Here is a 21,416-nt window from a genome sequence, read left to right on the forward strand (position 1 = left end):
AATGAATATATAGTAGGTTATTTATCAAACCGACACAAGCCCTAAAATGAATTTTTATTCACTTTTTGTGAATTTAATTTCATTTATCGATTTAAAGTAATGTTTAAGACAGTTAAAAACCTGCCGACGACGATCCGCAGGTTTTTTAAATTGATACTATTTTAAAAGTGTTGCTGATTTTAAAATTGCAATAAGTAGATCCCAATAACGATGAACGCTTTGAATATTCACTTTTTCATCAGGAGAATGAGGAGATACAATTGTTGGCCCAATCGAAATCATATCCATATCAGGATAAGATTGCTTAAATAGACCACATTCTAGCCCAGCATGTATTACCATAATTTTTGCTTTTTGCGAAAAAAGTTCATGATATTTGTCTTTTGCAAGTTGCAACAAACTAGAATCTAATTTCGGTTCCCAACCAGAATAACCGCCACTAATTTCATAATTTGCATTGACTAATTGACTCAATGAAATTAAGGTCGAAACAACCGCATCTTTAGCTGAATCTACTTGTGAACGGATTAAGAAATTTACATAGAGTTGATTCTCTTTGATATTCACAATGCCTAAATTTAAAGATGTTTCAACGACGCCATGTATTTGATTACTCATTCTCACCACACCATTTGGTGCTGAGTTCAACCAATTGATGATTTTGTTTTGATGCTCGGTTGTTAATACACGTCTAACTTTAGTTTCATCAACATCACTCAAATTTATTTCAAGATTTGGTTCAACGCTACCTAATTCGTTTTTTAAGGTCGATTTGTATTGCTGAATGATTGACTCAAGCTTAGGTAAATCTTGTTTATTCAATGAAATTTCCGCAAATGCTTCTCTTGGGATTGCATTTCGTAATGATCCACCTTGTATATCCGCCAATCGAAATGAAAAATCCTGAGCATACTCAGCCAAAAACCTTGCCATAAGTTTAATGGCATTACCTCGCCCAAGATGAATATCACACCCAGAATGCCCACCTTTTAAACCTTTTAATGAGATACGCATATAACAATCATGTTTTTCAGGCATAACAGCATAAGTAATTGCGAACGTTGTGGTAAAATCAACGCCTCCAGCGCATCCTGTAAATATTTCACCTTCATCTTCAGAATCGGTATTAATTAAGTATTTGCTTTTAAGCCAATTAGGTTGAAGACCAAATGCCCCGTGCATACCGGTCTCTTCTGATGTGGTAACAAGCACTTCTAACGGCCCATGCTCAACAGTCGGATCAATTAAAACAGCTAATGCCGAAGCCAGCCCAACACCATTATCAGCTCCTAAAGTTGTTCCTTTAGCTTTGACCCATTCACCGTCAACATAAGCTTGAATAGGATCAGTCAAAAAATCGTGTACTGTGCCTTCATTTTTTTGAGGAACCATATCCATATGGGCTTGTAACGCAATTGAAGGACAATGTTCTAAACCTTTGGTTGCTGGTTTTGTTAACAAAATATTCCCTGCTTTATCGATTTGATAAGCAATATGATGAGAATTGGCAAAATCAACAATATATTTAGTTATCATTTGTTCATGATGTGAAGGATGTGGAATTTTACAAATATCATTAAAAATCTGCCAAGTAAATTTTGGCTCTAATGTGGAAAGCATAATATATCCTCAATATTAAGTGAGTAATTAATTAATGAGTGGTTTTTTTTGTGTAATCGCTCTATAATAAGGTGCAATTTTACATCTATTTTTAGTCCATTAATATTAATTTATTATATTTACACATTCGATTAAAATTGCGAGTTACTCATGTCAATAGAACAAAATTTAACTGAAGAAGAAATTAAAGCTAAAAAACAGCATAAAGCTGAAATCATCGCTGAAAAAGAAAAATTCAACGTTACCTGGGAAATGTTACAAGCCTATGGACGTCAACTTTCAAAACGTTTATTACCCGCAAATCAATGGAAAGGCATTATTGCAGTAAGCCGTGGTGGTTTAGTACCAGCTGCGATTCTTGCTCGAGAATTAAGCATTCGTTATGTTGATACTGTCTGTATTTCAAGCTATGATCATGATCATCAGCGTGAAAAACTGATTCTTAAACAAGCTAACGGTGATGGTGAAGGTTTTATTGTTGTTGATGATTTAGTTGATACCGGTAACACCGCTCACACCATTCGTGATATGTATCCTAAAGCACGATTTGTCACTATTTTTGCAAAACCGGCTGGTAAACCTCTTGTTGATGATTATGTTGTAGATATTGAACAAGATACTTGGATTGAACAGCCTTGGGATACCGGTGTCATGTTTGTTAAACCAATTAGTGATCATGAATAATTAATCTACCATAAGGGATAATTGGCTGTTATGTCAGCGACTAAAAATCTATCAGAACAAATATTTAAACAGCAATATGATTATCCAGAAACTTCGGGTCTTATTAATCGTATTGATTACAGTGACGGTAGTAGTATTAGTCCGTTAGACGGCGACCTAGATTCAAGATGGTATAGAATTATCAATCCCATTTTGTGGTTTTGGCGTGGTTTGCCAAAGCTTGAAGTTGAAGCAGTTTTATCACGAATTGCTGCTTCAACTAAAAAACACACCAATGATAAATGGTTAGATTCAGTTATTGGTTATCAACCTGGTAATTGGATTTACGAATTTTTGAATCAAGCTGCTGAATGGTCAGCAAAAGCCGATGCAATCGATCCCACCAATTTAAGCGAAGACGATAAAAAAAATCTAAATACTTATTATTTGATTGCAAGTGAATATGCAAGTATTGCAAGCTATCCTCATTTTAAAAATGACGAGTTAGCGATGTATGCCCAAACATGTGCATATCAAGCTTATACAAAAGCACTCAATTATTCCCCTTATAAGATTAAAGAACTTGAATTCAAAGTTGAAGATCGGAATGTCAAAACGCTACTTCATTTACCTAAAACTGAAGGTACATGCCCTGTCGTTGTGATCTGTAATGCACTTGGTAATTTGCAAATTGATTTTTATCGATATTTTAGTGAATATTTAGCACCGCAAGGCATTGCGATGTTAACAGTGGATTTACCCAGTGTTGGATACAGTCGTAACTTCACTTTAACTCAAAATAGTAGTCAGATTCATCAAGCCATTATTGAGCAACTTTCTACCGTGCCTTGGGTGGATAATAATCGTTTAATTGTGGCAGGTTTTCGTTTTGGTTCGCATATTGCAACACGATTAACCTATTTGATGCCAAATAAAATTAAAGGATTATTTAATTTTACACCTTTTGTTCATCAAATTTTCACTGATAAAGAACTACAAAAGAATCTACCTAATAGCTACAAAGATATGCTAGCTAGCCGTTTGGGATTACCGCTAATATCCAACCAACAATTAGCCGCCGAATTAAATTATTTCTCACTGAAAAATCAGGGTCTTTTAACTCGAGCTTGCCCTGTTCCTGTGATGAATATTATTTTCGAAAATGATGTGCTTAGTACCTTAACTGAAGCAAAACTTATTCATTCAGCCAAGCAAAATAAAATTATCACTATTCCAAAAACTCCATTACAAAAAAGTTTACATCAAGCATTAACACAATCAGTAACATGGATGAAGTCTATTTTGTAATACCAGTATAAAATGAGTATTGTTATGACTAACATAAAACAGCAAGTTGTCGTGGTTAAATTGGGTACAAGCGTATTAACAAGTGGGACAAAACAGCTAGATCGTGCACGGATAGTAGAATTAATACGACAATGTGCAATCTTACATCAAGAAGGTCATAAAGTTATTATTGTAACGTCAGGTGCGATTGCTGCCGGACGAGAGTATTTAAACTACCCTAACCTACCTAATACGGTTGCATCAAAACAATTACTTGCTTCTGTAGGTCAAAGTAAACTCATCCAACTTTGGGAACAACTTTTTTCTATTTATAAAATTTACATTGGTCAAATGCTATTAACACGTGCAGATTTAGAAGATCGTGAAAGATTCCTAAATGCTCAAGATGTGTTAAAAGCAATGTTGGATAACCAAATTGTACCCGTTATCAATGAAAATGATGCGGTAGCAACAGCGGAAATTAAAGTTGGCGATAATGATAATTTATCTGCACTTGCCGCTATTTTAGCAGAAGCCGATAAACTTATTTTATTAACTGATATCGAAGGTTTATATACTGCCGATCCTAGATCAGATAAAAACGCTAAATTAATTTCAGAAATCGAACAGATCGACGATCATTTGCGTAGTATCGCAGGCGATAGTGTTTCAGGGTTAGGTACCGGTGGAATGAGCACAAAAATACAAGCTGCCGAAGTCGCAGGAAGTGCCGGTATCGAAGTTGTTATAGCGGCAGGAAACAGACCCAATGTAATTATCGATATCATGAATAATAAATCGGTCGGCACTCGTTTTCTTGCTCAAAAAACACCATTAGAACATCGCAAACATTGGATATTTGGTGCACCGATAGCAGGAAAACTTATATTGGATGATGGTGCAGTTAATGCAATTTTAAATAATGGAAGCTCCCTTTTACCAAAAGGAATTATAAAAGTTGCACAAACCTTTTCACGTGGTGAAGTGGTTGATATATGCGATAAATCAGGCAAATCCATTGCCCGAGGAGTCAGTCGTTATAATAGCGATGCACTACAACAGATAGCAGGACATCACTCATTGGAAATTAGCCAAATTATTGGCTATGAATATGGTTCAGTTGCCGTTCACCGAAATGATATGATTATTAAAGCATAATTTATTAGCAATCTTATTTAAATACAATACACTAATAATTATTAGGCTTAATAATTAAGATAAAATCAATTGATTTAAATTCATAAATACCAATAATAAAGTAGAAAATCAGCATAATGCTTTAAACGTATATTATGCGCTTAACCAATATTAAGAATTAAAAAATCTATAAAGGTCTCATCATGTTAAACCAAATCGGAAAAGCAGCAAAACAAGCTGCATACCAATTAGCACAATGCCCTACTGCTACGAAAAATAAAGTACTTACGGTCATTGCCGATTTATTAGAAGCACAAAGTACCCTGATTCTAACAGCTAATGCGCACGATATAAAATTAGCAAAAGAACAAGGCTTAAGTGATGCCATTATTGATCGTCTACTGCTAACCCCTGAGCGATTATCATCGATTGCCAATGATGTTCGTAAAGTTATCTCATTGAAGGATCCTATAGGTGAAATTATTGATGGGTCAACGTTAGACAGTGGTTTAAAGTTACAACGTCACAGAGTGCCATTAGGTGTAATTGGTGTTATTTATGAAGCTCGTCCAAATGTAACCATTGATATCACCTCGCTTTGCTTAAAAACAGGTAATGCTGCGATACTTAGAGGTGGCAAAGAAACGCTCAAGACTAATATGGCGATTATTTCTATTATCCAACAAGCCTTATCACAAGTTGGATTACCACAAACCGCCATACAATATATTGACAATCCTGACCGAAAATATATTAACGAATTACTTAAACTCGACAAGTATATTGATATGATTATTCCAAGAGGTGGCATGGCACTCCATCAGTTATGCCGTGAACAATCTACTATACCTTTCATTACAGGTGGAATTGGTGTTTGTCATATTTTTGTTGATGAAAGTGCTGATTTTGATAAAGCTTTAGCCATTATTATTAATGCCAAAACACAGCGGCCTAGTACTTGTAATACGCTGGAAACATTATTAGTTCATCATAAAATTGCACCAATGTTTATGCCGATATTAAGTCAAATAATGACGGATAATGAGGTTACCTTACATGCAGATAAGCGCACAATTGAAATGTTAAACTCAAATAAAGCTAATGTGTATCCGATAAAAGATGAAGAGTTACGTCAAGAATGGCTATCAAAAGACCTTAATGTTGTTATCGTCGATACCCTCGAAAATGCAATAGAACATATACGAGAATATGGAAGTGGTCATTCAGAATCAATCTTAACCCGTAACCTAACTAATGCTGAACAATTTGTTAATCAAGTCGATGCAGCAGCGGTATATGTCAACGCCTCGACACGTTTTACCGACGGTGGACAATTTGGCTTAGGCGCTGAAGTGGCTGTAAGTACTCAAAAATTACATGCCAGAGGCCCTATGGGACTTGAAGCACTAACAACCTATAAATGGATAGGTATTGGGGATGATTTAATTCGTCAATAAAATCTGTATCAACTGTTCAGTAACACCTGACAGTTGATACTTCAATATTTAGTCAAAATTACGCATTAATAATGCATAATCTAAGTCGATTTCTTCTGGGATTGGAATATAAACAATATGTCCATCACCTAATCCCGCTGGCACGGGTTGTCCTTTTTTATTCTCCATACGTTCAATAGTAAAAGTCATGTTACCTTTTGGTGTCATCATTTCAACACTATCACCTACAGAAAACTTATTCTTAACAATAACTTCCGCTAAACCATTTAAACGTTCACCACTAAATTCACCCACAAACTGTTGTCTGTCGGATACAGAATGACTGTGAACATAATTTTGCATATCTTCATGCTTATGACGACGCAAAAAGCCTTCGGTATAACCGCGATGCGCTAAAGAATCAAGTTCAGCCAACAAACGAGGATCAAATGGCTTACCTTCGCTTGCAGCATCTATCGCTTGACGATACACTTGTGCCGTTCTTGCACAGTAATAAAAGGACTTGGTACGCCCCTCAATTTTCAATGAGTGGACACCTATTTTAGTCAAATCTTCTACTAGTTCTACTGCTCTTAAATCTTTAGAATTCATGATATAAGTACCATGCTCATCTTCGAATGCTTGCATGTATTCACCCGGTCGACCAGATTCTTCTAACATAAATACTTTATTTGTTGTTTGACCAATGCCAAGTGTAGGTTCAACTTGTTGTACCGGTATGGGCTCATATTTATGTACAATCTGACCTACTTCATCTTCTTTTCCTTCAGCAACTTTGTATTCCCAACGGCATGCGTTAGTACAAGTGCCTTGGTTAGAATCACGTTTATTAATATAACCAGACAACAGACAACGCCCAGAATATGCCATACAAAGTGCACCATGGATAAACACTTCTAATTCCATCTCAGGAACTTTTTCACGTATTTCGGCAATCTCATCAAGAGACAGCTCTCGAGACAACACAACACGTGTTAATCCCATTTGATGCCAAAATTTAACGGTTGCCCAGTTAACAGCATTGGATTGTACCGATAAATGAATTTCCATTTCCGGAAAATGCTCACGAACAAGCATAATTAAACCCGGATCAGACATAATGAAGGCATCGGGTTTCATATTGACAATAGGTTCAAGATCACGAATAAACGTTTTAAGTTTCGAATTATGAGGTGCAATATTCACCACCACATAAAACTTTTTGCCCTGTGCGTGGGCTTCGTTAATGCCGATAGCTAAATTTTCATGATTAAATTCATTATTGCGAACACGCAAACTATAACGAGGTTGACCGGCGTAAACCGCATCTGCACCATAAGCAAACGCATAACGCATATTTTTAAGAGAACCGGCAGGCGAAAGTAACTCAGGTTTTGGGTATAAATTTGTCATTAAAAAATGCCTCTGATTTCAAGTCAGTATTACTCAGCAGTAATAGGTTAAGCAAAATAGGTGGGCATTTTACGCTTTAGGCTAGAGCTTGGCAAATTTATTTAAAGATGAACTTAACAAATCCTAACTTGATAGGATTTAATACGATTTTCATCAAAAATGATGATTAAATTCAAATCAAATTGTTCAAATAACTAATTCTTTAATGAATGGAACAACGATAAGAATATACCATATATCGTAAACTAGTAAATAAATGGTTTTCTATTCATCTTTTAGATTTCTTTATTAATAAGAGGGAAATACTCTTCCCAACGATACTCTCTGATTGGCATAGGCTTTTCGTTCACAAAATACAGCACCAAAGCGGGTTTAATTCCATTCCAATTATCCACAAACTCATAGCCCAGAAGAAAACCATCTTTGATTAATTTTTTTGCTTTTGCATGATAATTAAAGTAGCTCATAGTTAGTCAAATCAAGAATACCTATATTTGACTATTATTTGTACTCTTTTTTGAGCAATATAGCAATCAGTTTAAACAAAAATTAATGAAAATAGCGTAAGATTAAGTTTGAAATTTAGAATATGAGTTGATTAGAAATTTAATGGAGGCGCGTCCCAGAATCGAACTGAGGTAGACGGATTAGCAAACCGGTGCATTAAACCAACTCTGCCAACCCTCCCAATAAAAACGGCAACCGACATTAATTAAAAAATTATGAAACAAACAAAATGTGCCGATTGCCAAAAACTGGGTATAAAAAAAGCCCCGAACACGGAGCTTATAAATGTGAAATTTTTGAATATTAATTTTTTGATATTAGCAAGGAATGAAGTCTTTTAATGATCATTAAAATAGTTAATAGTAAATTAATGGTTACAAAAATTATTAATGGCAAAAACAACAAACGATTTATACTCAATTCAATTTCAGTCCAAGGAATGTCTAATATAAATTTACTACCCATTGAATATACTAGGCATAACATAATCAAAAATAATGAAACAATCATTGAATAGCTGATATTAAAATATAAATCTTGGAGTAAGCTTGATTTCAATTTCAACATTGAATCGTTCTTATTTTTATCATCATTTAATTTTTCATTAACCTTACCAACCTGATCATAAACCAAGACCAGAACGCTTAATAGTAAGGCCGTGAATATCGAGCCGAAATTAACGAGCAACGAAATAATATCAATGCTTAAAAATATACCCCAAAAACTACCTAATATAGCAACTAGCGCTGGTAGAACAAAAAAAGTCACGATATCACTAAAATCCAGCTTTTTTGTACTGGCATTATAAAGTGTTTTAATGTGCCCCTTAATTAAAGAGCCTATATTTATTTTGGAATTCATAATTTATCAACCTATAGACAACCCAGGATACATGTGTTGAGCGTACTCCTTTGAGATTCTTATACACCACTTTTGCATTGATTCAAATACAGGAACTCCGCCAACTATTTCAACATCATCATCTAACTCAATTTCGCACATAACATTGGTTGCTTTTTTGCCAATTCTAAATGTTCTTTTTTTACCACCCAATTCAACAACGCTTTTTATTACCCCCGAATTTTCAGCTAGCACTTCAATCACTTTTAACTTATCGCCTTTACCGATGAAATCTCTCAGCTTCCCCAAAGATTTATTTTTCTTTGGTTTGATAACCAACTCTTGCTCTTCATGTCCCAACAGCGTTAATTGGTCTGTGATATCTTTGCAACCTTCAAATTTAACACATCTAATTTCAGTTGTTCTGGCATCCAACCAAGAATTAAAGGCTTTGTCATATGATAAAGGATTCATTTGTAAACTTTGATTAGTCATACTGTTAAAATACTTAGAAAATAAAGAATAAAATAAGGTTTTCACACCAGAACTTCGGTAATTAGATGTTAATACAATAGCCTCATCAAAGTTTTTTGGTATAAAAAAATACATAAAATATTTTATAATTTCAGCATTTTCTTGAGCTTTTTCGAAATCAACTTTACCTGTTTTTATATCAATAATATCTGTTTTGATTCCATAAACACCCACAGAAAACCATATTGATATAAATCTTTGTTCATCATCAAAGAACAAATTTTCAAATCGATACACTTGCTTTGAATCAGATTTATCATGGTAATCTTGATTTTTTTTAAAAAAATCTTTCAAAAGTTCAAATAAATCACATCCAGCAATATTATTAAGAGGCGAATAATGATTTCCTTTAGGGCCCATAATGTTTTTATTATAACTACGGAATAAATATGGAGAAATTGAATACATTTTCTTAATTTCATTTTATTAACAATACAAAATATATTTAACAGTATAGTTTATATTTTAACTATTTTATATATTAAATTTATAGAAAATTATATTTATTTATAACCAATTTTGTGTTAGTAGTTAAATCTTTAACAATGGAGTATTTCGATGTTTGTTAATGCTGATTGCTGGAATGGGCATAAAAAAACCGACTTTTGTCGGCTTAATTACATTGTTGAGTAACGAATTTATTATCATTACCCTGAATTTGTTTTATTTTCAGACTACGAAGGTGCGACCAAAGATAAGCAACTATTTAGTGGTCACAAAACTGAAGCGCAAGTTAATACATATGACAGAAAAGTCAAAGTTACACCGACGCTAAACCCACCTCAGAAAGAAGATTTATTTAACTGTATATTCTAAGTATATTCTAAGTGGTTTAAATTTTGAGCGATTATTTTTTTAATTTATTGATTTATTTTATATTTTAATGGAGGCGCGTCCCAGAATCGAACTGAGGTAGACGGATTTGCAATCCGCAGCATGGCCACTCTGCCAACGCGCCGTTGAGGTCTAACTGAATAGGTGGCAAATATTAGCATTGGCATGTTTATACGTCAAGAATAAATAGTTTATAATTACAGCAGTCACAAAAGTTATTTAATCTCACTGCCCTTTTCGATAATTATTCATCCAAATTTCAACACATAATAGACATAAATTTAAAAAATAAAATTTAGTAATCAGCAAAAATCACCTAGTCTATTACGTTTTAAAATGGTATTTACCTTCTTACAGATTAACTAAAATGGTGGTTGATAACGACTGATGTCAGTACTTAAATTAATAAAGCTAATAACCATGATTTATCAGAACGGTTATTACAAGCTTTGTCTATCTGATTAATTTTCAGAATAGTGATAGATCCATGTGATACCCTCATAGTCTGCGAAGGCACTCGGAAATAAGTAAATGCCATTGAATAAAGGAAAGTTAGCATACTTCCATTCTAAATTAAACTCCGGATAAATTTTGACAATGGCGTCATAAAGCAATGTAGTGCAATATAAATGATCTTCATCACGACTAGCTAGTACAAATGGAGCACCTTGTTTAGTTAATAGTTCTGCAACTATCAATTGTTGTTGTTGATCAGATAAAAAATGGGGTCTTGCTATCGCATACTTCTGTGCAAGTGAAGGCGTAGTAAATTCATCAATTGTTGAAATAATAACTTGATTTGGTAGATTTTCATTATCGCCCGTTGTTGCATGAATTACTCTAACTTCTGGCTCAGTTGCAATAATAAAACCAATATGAGAAAAATCACCCCCGCCTAATTGATTAATAACCAAGCTATCAATTTGAACACCTTTGCGAAAAATCCAATCCCCTACTTTTATAAGTGGAATAAAGTTAGATTGAGCATCTAAAGAATCAGCTGATACCGTTTTTGTCACTAAATTAGAACAAAACAGTATAACAATAAAGACATAATGGCAAAATTTCATGACAATTTAAAAATTAGTTAATCATAATTGAAAAAGGGTAACCATTGATTTACCCTTTTTTATTTTCGTTATTAAATACTATTCTTATGATTTATTTCATATTGACAAGCCATTTACCATCAATCTTTATCAAATCTAAACTAGATTTCTTTTGAGCACCATCTTTAAATGAAACAGTGACTTCAACTTGAGCTTTTGTTTTATCGGTATTATATTCAGCAGGTGAACTAACGATTTTATCAATTCCGCCATGGTTTTTTGCCATTTTTGCAGATTCATCTAAAACACTCTTAAATTTACTTTTTAATAGTATTTTTACATCAACACCATCTTTTTGCATATCATCAGAAATATACAATAAATCCATAAAGGTATCCATATCAACGCTATAACCAGCTTTTGTAAATTTTTCTCCAACGGCTTCTGGAGAATCATTATTGGTACAGGCAAAAACCATAAGCGATAACATAAAAATACCCAAAAATTTTACAACTAATTTCATTTTTTTTTCCCATTAACAGAATATTAACGACATAAATCTATTCGAATTCCTTTTCAAGGTAGCATAAATCGATTTACAAACTTGAAAAGGTACAAAATCATACTATGTAATATTTTAATTGAAAAGAAATAAGTAAAATTTTATTAATTGTTCTTAAGTAATCAAAAACAAAATCGTTATATTAAATTACATTTTAATACTTTATTTACTCCGTTTTTTAAATGGACTTAATGACCCTGTTCATTTGTATTATTGATAGAAATTGAAGCAAGTTGCACTGAAATAACACCAAATTATTTAAAAAAATATGAAACAAATTGATTAAATCAATTCAAAATTTTTCAAAATAGATAGCCAGTTATTATCTAAATCAGCTTTAATCGTGATTGGACACTGCGTTAGTGGGTGAATAATATTAAGCGAACTTGCATGTAACATTAGTCTTTTAATACCAAAGTAAGCAGTAAAAGCTCGATTTTGATGAAGATCGCCATGTTTACTATCACCTAAAATAGGATGAAATATATGTTTCATGTGGCGGCGTAATTGATGTTTTCGACCGGTTTGGGGTTTTAATTCCACAAAACTAAATCTTGCTGTATCAAATTTACCAACTTTAATCGGTACTTCGATCTTACTGATACCCCGATAAAAAGTAATTGCATCTTGTGCGGGTTTATTCGGTGTCGAGAACTTATCGGCAATTTTATCCAGCTCTTCAACTAAAGGATAATCAATTATCGCCTCACCTTCAACATAACCCCGAACAATTGCATGATACGTTTTTTCAATCTGTTTAGTTGCAAACTGTTGTGACATTAAACGAGCGGTTTCACTAGATAAAGCAAACAATAATACCCCAGATGTAGGACGATCTAAGCGATGAATAGGAAACACATGTTGCCCAATCTGATCTCGCAAAGTTTGCATGACGACCGTTGTTTCATGTTTATCTAACCAACTGCGATGCACAAGCCAACCGGATGGCTTGTTAATCGCAATTAAAGCATCATCTTGATAAAGAATTTCGAACATTATTTAACAAATACTATAAAAACAGTTTTTCAAGTTCACTCGCAATACTGGTACTGTTATTGTCACCAATAACATGGTCGGCTTTGGCTTTCACCTCTTCATCTGCGTTGCCCATCGCAATACCCAGCCCCGCCAACGTCAACATTGAAATATCATTATAGCTATCACCAAATGCGACGATTTCACTAAGATCGATATTTTCGTGTTTAGCCCAATGCATTAATCCATTTCCTTTAGTATTTCCCTTCACGGCGACATCAGCGCGATTCGACCAAGACCATTCGCATGAAAATTGATTAAGTGCTTCAACAGCATCCGAAAATTGTCGTAATGCAGGCAGATCATGACTACTTGTGGCAAATTTGTAAACCGCTCCTGCTTCGTCAATTACCTTATCAAAGCTATCTACTTTTTTAATCTCAGGTTGTAAAAATGAAGGCAACGAATTTACCCATTTAAAAAAACCTTCTAAATGATCATCGAGCACTTCATAAGTCATCATTTTGTCAGTGTAAATAAGCGTATGAATACCATATTGATTGACCAAATTAAGCAATGTTTTTGCTTGCTCTTTTGTCATGGGTTTACCGGCAAATGATTGCTGTTTTTCAAAATCATACAGGTAAGATCCATTACAACAAATAGCAGGTGTTGATAATTTAAGTTGATAATAATACGGATAAATAACAGAATGGTGACGACCAGAAACTAAAATAACTTTAACGCCTTGGGCACTGATTTTTTCAATCATCGCAACTGTCTCAGGTAAAATTAGACGATTACTGGCAAGTAAAGTACCATCCATATCAAAGGCAACGGCTTTATACTTCATTTTATTCCTCTTTCTATCTTCAAATAACTATTCCTACACCCTTTTACATCATTCGATTTTGGCTAATTTAACGAATGATTTGGTAACTAATTAGAAAATACTGATGCTTAATCTACAACCGATTTACCATTCAATTTTTTGACGACCAACAAACGAGTGCGATAACGTTGTACCGTCTACCATTTCAAGTTCTCCACCAACTGGCACGCCATGAGCGATACGGGTTGCCGTTACATCAAACTCTGCACACATTTGAGCAATATAGTTGGCGGTTGCATCCCCTTCAACTGTTGGGTTCGTCGCTAAAATAACCTCACTGATCGTTTCTGAAGATAGTTTGTGCTTTAATAGATCAAGACCAATATCAGTTGGACCAATACCATCTAAAGGAGAAAGATGACCTAACAATACAAAATAACGACCACTGTATTGACCGGTTTGTTCAATAGCAACGATATCTGCTGGGGTTTCAACAACACAGAGTTGACCGCTACTTTGACGACGAGCATTGGCACAAATGGTACAAATGGATTGTTCAGTAAAAGTTCGGCACTCTTGGCAATGACCGATATTAATCATCGCTTCATGAAGTACGTGAGCCAATTTAATACCGCCTTGTCGATTACGCTGTAATAAATGGAAAGCCATCCGTTGTGCAGATTTGGGACCAACGCCAGGTAAGCAACGTAATGCTTCCATGAGTGATTCTAATAATGGGCTAATTTGCATAAATTCGTTTAGTTATCACAATAAATACATTTAGCGTTAATAATACCTCTTTTCAAGCTTTGATAAAACAACAATTACATCGCTTTTAAATTTCAATTCAGGCAGAACGATTTAATAAATCACCCGATTTTAATGTCGATAACCGAAGCCATGAATGGTTTTAATTAAAACAGGATTCAATGGATCGAGTTCAATTTGTTTACGTAATTTAGAGATATGCTGATCAAGTGTTCGACTATTTGGTGAATAATCATATCCCCATACATAATCAAAAAGCATATCCCTTGTCACAACTTGATTTTGATGTTGATACAGGCAAGATATAATTTTGATTTCTCGAAGTGAAAGCTCGATTACTTGTTGATTACGTTTTGCACATAACTCGATTGGATAAACCGTCAAATCACCAAAATAAAAAAATTCATCGTTTATATGGTTAGCATGTTTTAATTTTAAATAACGTTTAGCAATAGCTTTGATTCTTGCTCGAAGTTCATGAATGCCAAAAGGTTTACTCATATAGTCATCAGCGCCAAGCTCTAAACCAATAACGCGATCGATTTCTTCATCTTTAGCGGATAAAAAAAGAATCGGTATATCATCATCTAATTTTCGAATCTCACGACAAACACAATACCCATCCATTTCGGGCATCATAATATCTAAAATGATAAAATCAGGTTTATCCTGTTTAAACAATTTAAGCGCAGTTTTCCCATTTTCAGCTTGAAGGATGGTATAACCTTCTTGTTGTAAAAGATCCGACATTCCTTTACGAATGTTATGATCATCCTCAGCGATTAAAATCTTCATGCACATGCTCCGTTAAAATTAATGAAAACGCAGTACCCGGATTTTCATTGGTTACCTTGATAGTACCCTGCAATTGCTGCGCTAATTGGTTGGCAATAGTAAGCCCAATTCCTGTTCCCGAAACGCCTTCGGTAATGGATGAATTTATCCGATAAAAGGGTTTAAAAATTTTCTTTAATAGATGCTTAGGGATACCACGACCATAATCCCGCACGGTGATAATAGTCTGTTTATCATTAGTCGTCAGTGATAAATCAACATTTTTGCCATTTACGGCATATTTTTCAGCATTGCTTAAAAAATTACTTATGATTTGCATCACACTATCTTCATCGGTAAAGATAGTGTGATTTTTATTCGAATTTAAAATCAAATTCAGTTGCAATGATTTTGTTTTAAGAACGGGATTGAAAGTTTGAAAAACTCGCTCAATGAGCAACGTTAAATTAACGGCTTTAAAATTCTGTTTAGCTGGCTTACTTAAATTAAGTACATTTTGCACTAAGCGAGTTAATCGCTGACTTTCACTGGTGATCACATCCAAATATTCAGGTACAGGAAAAGGTTCATCGATTAACCGTTCTTTTAACATTTCTGAATAAAGTGTGATATTAGTTAATGGCGTTTTAAACTCATGTGAAACTTGCCCAACAAAGCTAACTTGTTGTTTAGCTAAACGAATCGCTAGTGTATATTCTCGATAAACATAACAAACGATACCAATAACTAACACAATAAACAAAAATAATATTCCACCACCTAACCAATAAAAGGTAACAAAGTTTGGTGATAAATAATAATAAGTTAATTGCCAATTCTGTAGTGGATAGTCAAGCATCACATTAATGTCATTGATTGTCGAGTGACCATGAACATAGATTTGTTTTGAACCATCATAGAGACTGAAATTATCATCGATAGATTGATCTTCAAATAACCGAATAATATCTAACGCAAATTTAATCGTTGATAGCTCAAATCCCTTGATAATGTTACCCTTTTTAGACCAAAAAATCAGATGATCATAAGACTGATACCAGCCCGAGGTTGGCTGAGATAATTCATTCGATGAATTGGGATTGATTAAAATTGCATTATCATACTTAATCGACTCAACAAATTTAACCCATTGCAGATCGTTACTATTACTGATATAAACAATGTTATTATGGCGAATTTCGAAAGCATTTTTAATATCCGATTGTGATTCTAACAGATTATCAAACGTACCTACGCCCTTTTCCAAAAGTTGAATTAAGCTAATCAAATAAACAGAACGCTGATTTAACAGCAATTCAATCGATGATTTTATATTCTCCAACCGGCTTTGTGCTAACATTCGTTGCTGATGTTGGCGCATTAAAACTTCATGTTCAATACTACGCCAACCAAGATAGCTAAGTGCCATTACAAATATTATACAAGAGAGAATCGCTGCTAATTGTTTCATACTTTCGTTATTTTTTAATCACACCCAGTTTAGTATTTTGTTGCTTTTCTGCCATTTCTTTACTATAAATTTTGCCATTTCCACTTTCATTAACTGCATCTGCTGCCATTTTTTTATTCCATTTCATATCATCTTTCACTCTATTCGCATATTCTGGATACATATTAGCAACTGCTTCAAGCCTATAACTGTTATCCTCTAGAATTTTCTGCGCAGCTTTTCGATCGCCTTTATTATAGAGTTCTAATGCTTTAACGCTATTTTCATTCACTTCTTGTATTTCAATCTCAGTAACGACATCTTGGCGCAAGGCTTTTTTTACGGCTTCCAGATTATCGGTATAAGCAAGTTTTACTGATTGTTTTTCTTTTTGAGTTTTCTTATCTAACAAATCATCATACACTAAATCAATTTCCGCTATTGTTTTTTCTTCGCCTACTTTACCTTGTGGTTGCTCGACCTCTAACAAAATATACTTTTCTTGATTAGAATAAATTTGATTCATTGTTACCGTTACTTGATTACCTTTGATTATGCCGTCTCTACCTAATAAACGAACCGGTTTTACCCCATCTTTTAAATAGATATTGATCTTAACATGTTGGGCAACCGTTGACATTACATCCTTGAACTCACGGGCAAATACATTTTCAAGATCTAAAGAATCATTAACAAATACATGATTACCATCACTATAACTGGCAATCGATGACATCAATAATTCATTATAATCCTCACCGATACCAAAAGTACTGACAGAAATATTCTTTTTGGCGGCAATAATGGCAAGTTCAGAAAGTTCTTGAACGGATGTCGGACCAATATTCGCCTGCCCGTCCGATAATAAAATAATGCGATTAACATTATCTTTAGACAACTGTTTTTCAACTTGATGGATACCTTTACTTAATCCGGCAAATAACGCTGTGCCACCATCTGCAACAATATTTTCTTTTATTAAACTAATCAATTTTTGTTTATTGTTAACTTTGGTTGAAGGAATAATCACCTTTGCATCATTATCATAAGCAACGACAGATAAAGTATCATTCTCATTAAGCATGTTAATAGCAAAGATAGCCGCCTCTTTTGCTTTAACAATACGATCACCTTGCATCGAGCCTGAGCGATCAATTACTATTGCCAAATTAATAGGAACCCGTTTTGCTGAATCAAATTCATGACCGGTTAACGAAATTTTTAAATAATTCTTCTCTTGGGAATTTTGCATAACAATTGGCGATGCAAGTTCCGAGCGAATTTCAATTTGCTTATTGACTTGAGCATGACTGTATAAACTTAATATTGAAAGCCCTGCTAATAGGACTGTTTTAATTAATTTCATTGTTTTTCCTTATATAAAAAGTTTATGTCATTATATTGATTTGACCAATCAAACTGTCAGATAGTTGTATTTAATTGTAAAAAGTTGTAAAAAATACCGTTTTAGGACAGGAAAACGCCAATTAAATTTTTTATTTAAAAAGGAATCATTTCATCCCGACTTTCAACATGTATCAATCAAATGATGAACAATCGACCGCTTTTACTGCATTGTTACGGTTTGTTTATTGCAAGCACAAAGAACGAAGGTATATAATACAAAATTAGCCATTCTTAAAAAGAGAATATTTAGAGAACATTTAATATGACTCAGATACAAGAAAAACTTGCGCTTATCAAAAACAGCATTATCACCATTCCAGACTATCCTAAGCAAGGAATTTTATTTCGTGATATTACCAGTCTGCTTGAAGATCCTGTCGCATTTAGAACTTCGGTCGAATTGTTAATCGATCACTATCGAGATAAAAAAATTGATAAAGTTGTCGGTACTGAAGCGCGTGGTTTTATTTTTGCAGCACCAATTGCATTAGCGTTAGGCGTTGGTTTTGTGCCAGTTCGAAAACCCAATAAGTTACCACGTCACGTATTTAAAGAAGAGTATCAACTTGAATACGGAACCGATACACTTGAAATCCATTCAGATGCAATTAAACCGAATGAACGTGTGCTGATTATTGATGATTTACTTGCAACAGGTGGAACGGTTGCTGCAACTGCTAAATTAATTCAAAAAGCAGGTGGTATAGCAGAAGATGCCGCATTTGTTATTAATTTACCGGATCTGCATGGTAAAACAAAATTAACCGATCTGGGTATTAACTGTTTTACCCTCGTTGATTTTGCCGGTGAATAATCTTAGTCTACTGGGGCGATGTTGTCGCCCTACTCATGCTACGAGCTAACTCCTCCCTTCACTTTTGTCCATGTTGTATATTAACTTCGTTTTTATTCAATACTGATCGCCAACTACCACAACTAACGCTACGCAATAATACTCAATTTAAATCAACCACACGCCTAAAAAAACGCTCATTAAAAAGTGAATAAAAAATCAACTTAATGCTTGATTTACATTTTAATTTGAATTATTATTCAAAAATATCGCATAATTATTAAATAGGAAATAAATCAAACATGAAAAAATTTAGCCATATCATTGCCAGAACGCCTGCCAAATCTCTAATTCATGGATTAACTTCAGCAAATTTAGGCAAGCCTGATTATCAAAAAGCCTTAGACCAACACAACAACTATATCCGAGCCTTACAGCAATGTGATGTTGATATCACCCTATTACCCGCCGATGAACGCTTTCCTGACTCGGTCTTTGTTGAAGATGTTGCACTGTGTACGCCACACTGTGCCATTATCACCAGACCAGGGGCAGAAAGTAGACGTAACGAGACTGAAATCATCATCGATACCATTGAACGATTTTACCCAAATAAAGTCGAAAAGATTACGGCTCCGGGCACGGTTGAAGCCGGTGATATTATGATGGTGGAAGATCACTACTATATCGGATTATCGGCACGTACTAATCAAGAAGGTGTTAATCAAATGATTGCTATATTACAAAAATATGGCTTAACCGGTTCGGTGGTCACACTTGAAAAAGTGCTACATTTAAAAACAGGATTGGCTTATCTGGAAAACAACAATTTATTAGCAGCCGGCGAATTTATTACCAAACCCGAATTTCAACATCTGAACATTATTGAAATTCCAGAACATGAAAGCTATGCCGCTAACTGTATTTGGGTTAATGATCGGGTCATCATGCCAGCTGGTTACCCAATTACCAAAGCCAAGATCGAAGCTTTAGGCTATCAAGTGATCGAAGTTGATACATCAGAATATCGCAAAGTCGATGGTGGCGTTAGCTGCATGTCATTACGATTTTAATTAAACACTGCCAAAGTCTAATTAAACGCAAGATAAGACAAAATTATGAATACACCTACCCGCACAAAACTAGGCATACTTCCTTTAACCTTACTTGTGGTTGGCAGTATTGTCGGAAGTGGTATTTTTAGTTTACCGCAAAACATGGCTGAAGCGTCTGGTGCTGGCGCTATTTTAATTGCGTGGATCATAACGCTTTTTGGCATGTTAATGCTGACACGGATATTTCAGTATCTTTCGATTCGTTTTTATAAGATTAACGATGGTTTATATGGTTATGTCCGTGAAGGCTTTGGTGATTATATAGGATTCAACGCAGCTTGGGGATACTGGATATCTGCATGGATGTCGTGTGCCAGTTATTTAGTTATCTTATTTAGCGCGTTAGGATCATTTGATTGCTTTAGTTATTTTGGTAATGGCACAACCTTACCAGCAGTCATAGGCGGACTCATCTTTTTATGGCTGGTTAATGCCCTTGTTTTAAAAGGGATTTATCATGCTTTCTTATTAAATTGCTTAGTCACATTAGCAAAAATTGTCCCGATTGGTCTGTTTATTGTCTGCATTATTCTTGCTTTCAAGGTTTCAACATTCAAAATTGACTTTTGGGGAACGCCACAACTTGGCTCAATCGTGGATCAAATAAAGCATACTATGCTTTATACCGTATGGGTTTACTTAGGTATCGAAAGCGCAACGGTATATGCTTCACGAGCCAAAAACATTTTAAGCATAAGCCGAGCAACTTTTTTTGGTTTTGCTATTACTAGCTTATTGCTCATCTGTGTGTCTGTTCTGTCGCTGGGTATTGTTCCTCAACAAGAACTGGCTGCAATGAAAAATCCTTCAATGGCTTTAGTCATTGAGCATGTAGTTGGTAGTTGGGGAGCAACATTAATTAATATTGGGCTGATTGTTTCGGTTAGTGGTGGATTATTATCCTGGTTAATGCTTGCTGCTGAAATGCTTTTTTTAACGGGGCAAGGTAATAATCATACCGTTGCACGCTGTTTTGGCAAATTAAATAAAAATGGCACGCCTGCCAATGCATTATACCTAACATCATGCTTGATCAGCCTATTGATTGTTCTCGCATATTTCTACCATTCGGGTTATAACACTTTAATCCAATTATCTACCTCAATGGTACTAATCCCCTATTTATTATCAGCTTTATTCGTCCTTAAATTAGCCATAAAATCTCGCAAAGTTTACCTGATTTTTATTGGGGCTGCGGGATCAATTTATGGCGCATGGTTAATTTATGCTGGTGGGATGTCTTACTTATTATTATCAATGATATTGTATGCAATTGGGCTAATATTTTACTTATACGCACGTAAGCAGCGATCCCTATCTGCCTTCAGTTATGTTCATGACAAAATCTATGCAATCGCAATCATAATATTAGCCATTATTGCCGTTATGTATTTTTATGTCATGCTGGATTAACTAACCC

The 21,416-nt window shown here is 34.5% G+C and carries 20 protein-coding genes, 1 tRNA gene and 1 pseudogene; 8 read left to right on the forward strand and 14 right to left on the reverse strand.

All coding sequences use genetic code 11. The annotated features are described in order from the left end of the window. Positions 1-156: 156 nt before the first annotated feature. Positions 157-1,620, reverse strand: a complete 1,464-nt coding sequence (locus ACGH4F_RS02420; RefSeq protein ID WP_411589862.1) for an aminoacyl-histidine dipeptidase — start codon at positions 1,618-1,620, stop codon at positions 157-159. Between the two features lie 150 nt (positions 1,621-1,770). Here ACGH4F_RS02420 and gpt point away from each other — a divergent pair, with 150 nt between their 5' ends. The 4 genes from gpt (at position 1,771) to proA (ending at position 6,164) form a co-directional block, all read left to right on the forward strand. Next, positions 1,771-2,304, forward strand: a complete 534-nt coding sequence (gene gpt / locus ACGH4F_RS02425) for a xanthine phosphoribosyltransferase (protein ID WP_220217131.1) — start codon at positions 1,771-1,773, stop codon at positions 2,302-2,304. A gap of 30 nt (positions 2,305-2,334) precedes the next feature. Beyond that, positions 2,335-3,591, forward strand: a complete 1,257-nt coding sequence (gene frsA, locus ACGH4F_RS02430) for an esterase FrsA (protein WP_411589864.1) — start codon at positions 2,335-2,337, stop codon at positions 3,589-3,591. A gap of 24 nt (positions 3,592-3,615) precedes the next feature. Then, positions 3,616-4,728 carry a glutamate 5-kinase gene (gene proB, locus ACGH4F_RS02435; protein ID WP_411589865.1) on the forward strand — a complete coding sequence of 371 codons (1,113 nt, stop codon included), beginning with the start codon at positions 3,616-3,618 and terminating at the stop codon, positions 4,726-4,728. Positions 4,729-4,910: 182 nt separating this feature from the next. Then, a complete protein-coding gene (gene proA / locus ACGH4F_RS02440; protein ID WP_411589867.1) occupies positions 4,911-6,164 on the forward strand; it encodes a glutamate-5-semialdehyde dehydrogenase in 1,254 nt (417 codons plus the stop codon). A gap of 48 nt (positions 6,165-6,212) precedes the next feature. Here the strand turns inward: proA and yegQ are convergent, their stop codons facing one another. From yegQ to ACGH4F_RS02460, 4 genes are all read right to left on the reverse strand, one after another. Then, complete coding sequence (gene yegQ / locus ACGH4F_RS02445) at positions 6,213-7,556, reverse strand: tRNA 5-hydroxyuridine modification protein YegQ (RefSeq protein WP_411589868.1); 1,344 nt, start codon at positions 7,554-7,556, stop codon at positions 6,213-6,215. A 275-nt stretch (positions 7,557-7,831) separates the two neighbouring features. After that, the gene (locus ACGH4F_RS02450; protein ID WP_065557694.1) at positions 7,832-8,023 is read right to left on the reverse strand and encodes a thermostable hemolysin delta-VPH; all 192 of its coding nucleotides are present in this window, start codon (positions 8,021-8,023) and stop codon (positions 7,832-7,834) included. Between the two features lie 343 nt (positions 8,024-8,366). Continuing rightward, positions 8,367-8,924, reverse strand: coding sequence for a hypothetical protein (locus ACGH4F_RS02455; protein WP_411589870.1), 558 nt, complete (start codon positions 8,922-8,924; stop codon positions 8,367-8,369). A 6-nt stretch (positions 8,925-8,930) separates the two neighbouring features. Then, positions 8,931-9,797: a hypothetical protein gene (locus ACGH4F_RS02460; RefSeq protein ID WP_411589871.1), complete on the reverse strand. Its 867-nt coding sequence runs from the start codon at positions 9,795-9,797 to the stop codon at positions 8,931-8,933. A 309-nt stretch (positions 9,798-10,106) separates the two neighbouring features. On the opposite strand from ACGH4F_RS02460, the pseudogene ACGH4F_RS02465 reads away from it, so the two are divergent. Next, positions 10,107-10,253: pseudogene (locus ACGH4F_RS02465) on the forward strand (hypothetical protein); the annotation flags it as partial. Positions 10,254-10,321: 68 nt separating this feature from the next. Here the strand turns inward: ACGH4F_RS02465 and ACGH4F_RS02470 are convergent. The 9 genes from ACGH4F_RS02470 to ACGH4F_RS02510 all read right to left on the reverse strand — a co-directional run bounded on the left by ACGH4F_RS02470 (position 10,322) and on the right by ACGH4F_RS02510 (position 18,047). After that, positions 10,322-10,395 (reverse strand) — tRNA-Cys (locus ACGH4F_RS02470). Positions 10,396-10,732: 337 nt separating this feature from the next. Beyond that, a complete protein-coding gene (locus ACGH4F_RS02475; protein WP_267378805.1) occupies positions 10,733-11,341 on the reverse strand; it encodes a YiiX/YebB-like N1pC/P60 family cysteine hydrolase in 609 nt (202 codons plus the stop codon). 91 nt (positions 11,342-11,432) lie between these two features. Beyond that, the gene (locus ACGH4F_RS02480; protein ID WP_267378808.1) at positions 11,433-11,843 is read right to left on the reverse strand and encodes a DUF4878 domain-containing protein; all 411 of its coding nucleotides are present in this window, start codon (positions 11,841-11,843) and stop codon (positions 11,433-11,435) included. Positions 11,844-12,164: 321 nt separating this feature from the next. Next, a complete protein-coding gene (truC, locus tag ACGH4F_RS02485) occupies positions 12,165-12,878 on the reverse strand; it encodes a tRNA pseudouridine(65) synthase TruC (RefSeq protein ID WP_267359855.1) in 714 nt (237 codons plus the stop codon). Positions 12,879-12,891: 13 nt separating this feature from the next. Further along, positions 12,892-13,710, reverse strand: coding sequence for a pyridoxal phosphatase (locus ACGH4F_RS02490; protein WP_411589873.1), 819 nt, complete (start codon positions 13,708-13,710; stop codon positions 12,892-12,894). 123 nt (positions 13,711-13,833) lie between these two features. Beyond that, positions 13,834-14,439, reverse strand: coding sequence for a recombination mediator RecR (gene recR, locus ACGH4F_RS02495; protein ID WP_267352290.1), 606 nt, complete (start codon positions 14,437-14,439; stop codon positions 13,834-13,836). 129 nt (positions 14,440-14,568) lie between these two features. Beyond that, positions 14,569-15,252 (reverse strand): response regulator transcription factor, encoded by a 684-nt coding sequence (locus ACGH4F_RS02500; protein WP_267352291.1) that lies wholly within the window; start codon positions 15,250-15,252, stop codon positions 14,569-14,571. Next, positions 15,233-16,702: a sensor histidine kinase gene (locus tag ACGH4F_RS02505; protein ID WP_411589876.1), complete on the reverse strand. Its 1,470-nt coding sequence runs from the start codon at positions 16,700-16,702 to the stop codon at positions 15,233-15,235. Before ACGH4F_RS02505 ends, ACGH4F_RS02500 begins: the two co-directional genes overlap by 20 nt. Before the next feature lie 7 nt (positions 16,703-16,709). Further along, positions 16,710-18,047, reverse strand: a complete 1,338-nt coding sequence (locus tag ACGH4F_RS02510) for a vWA domain-containing protein (RefSeq protein ID WP_411589877.1) — start codon at positions 18,045-18,047, stop codon at positions 16,710-16,712. A gap of 303 nt (positions 18,048-18,350) precedes the next feature. Between ACGH4F_RS02510 and apt the strand changes: the two genes are divergently transcribed. The 3 genes from apt (at position 18,351) to ACGH4F_RS02525 (ending at position 21,409) form a co-directional block, all read left to right on the forward strand. Beyond that, on the forward strand, positions 18,351-18,902 hold the full coding sequence (gene apt / locus ACGH4F_RS02515) for an adenine phosphoribosyltransferase (RefSeq protein WP_267352294.1): 552 nt from the start codon (positions 18,351-18,353) through the stop codon (positions 18,900-18,902). Between the two features lie 281 nt (positions 18,903-19,183). Further along, entirely contained in the window at positions 19,184-19,954 is a 771-nt protein-coding gene (ddaH, locus tag ACGH4F_RS02520) for a dimethylargininase (RefSeq protein WP_411589878.1), read from the forward strand. Positions 19,955-19,999: 45 nt separating this feature from the next. After that, positions 20,000-21,409: a basic amino acid/polyamine antiporter gene (locus ACGH4F_RS02525; protein ID WP_411589879.1), complete on the forward strand. Its 1,410-nt coding sequence runs from the start codon at positions 20,000-20,002 to the stop codon at positions 21,407-21,409. Positions 21,410-21,416 lie beyond the last annotated feature (7 nt).

The organism is Gilliamella sp. CG35, assembly GCF_046635745.1.
Lineage (GTDB): Bacteria > Pseudomonadota > Gammaproteobacteria > Enterobacterales > Orbaceae > Gilliamella > Gilliamella apicola_I.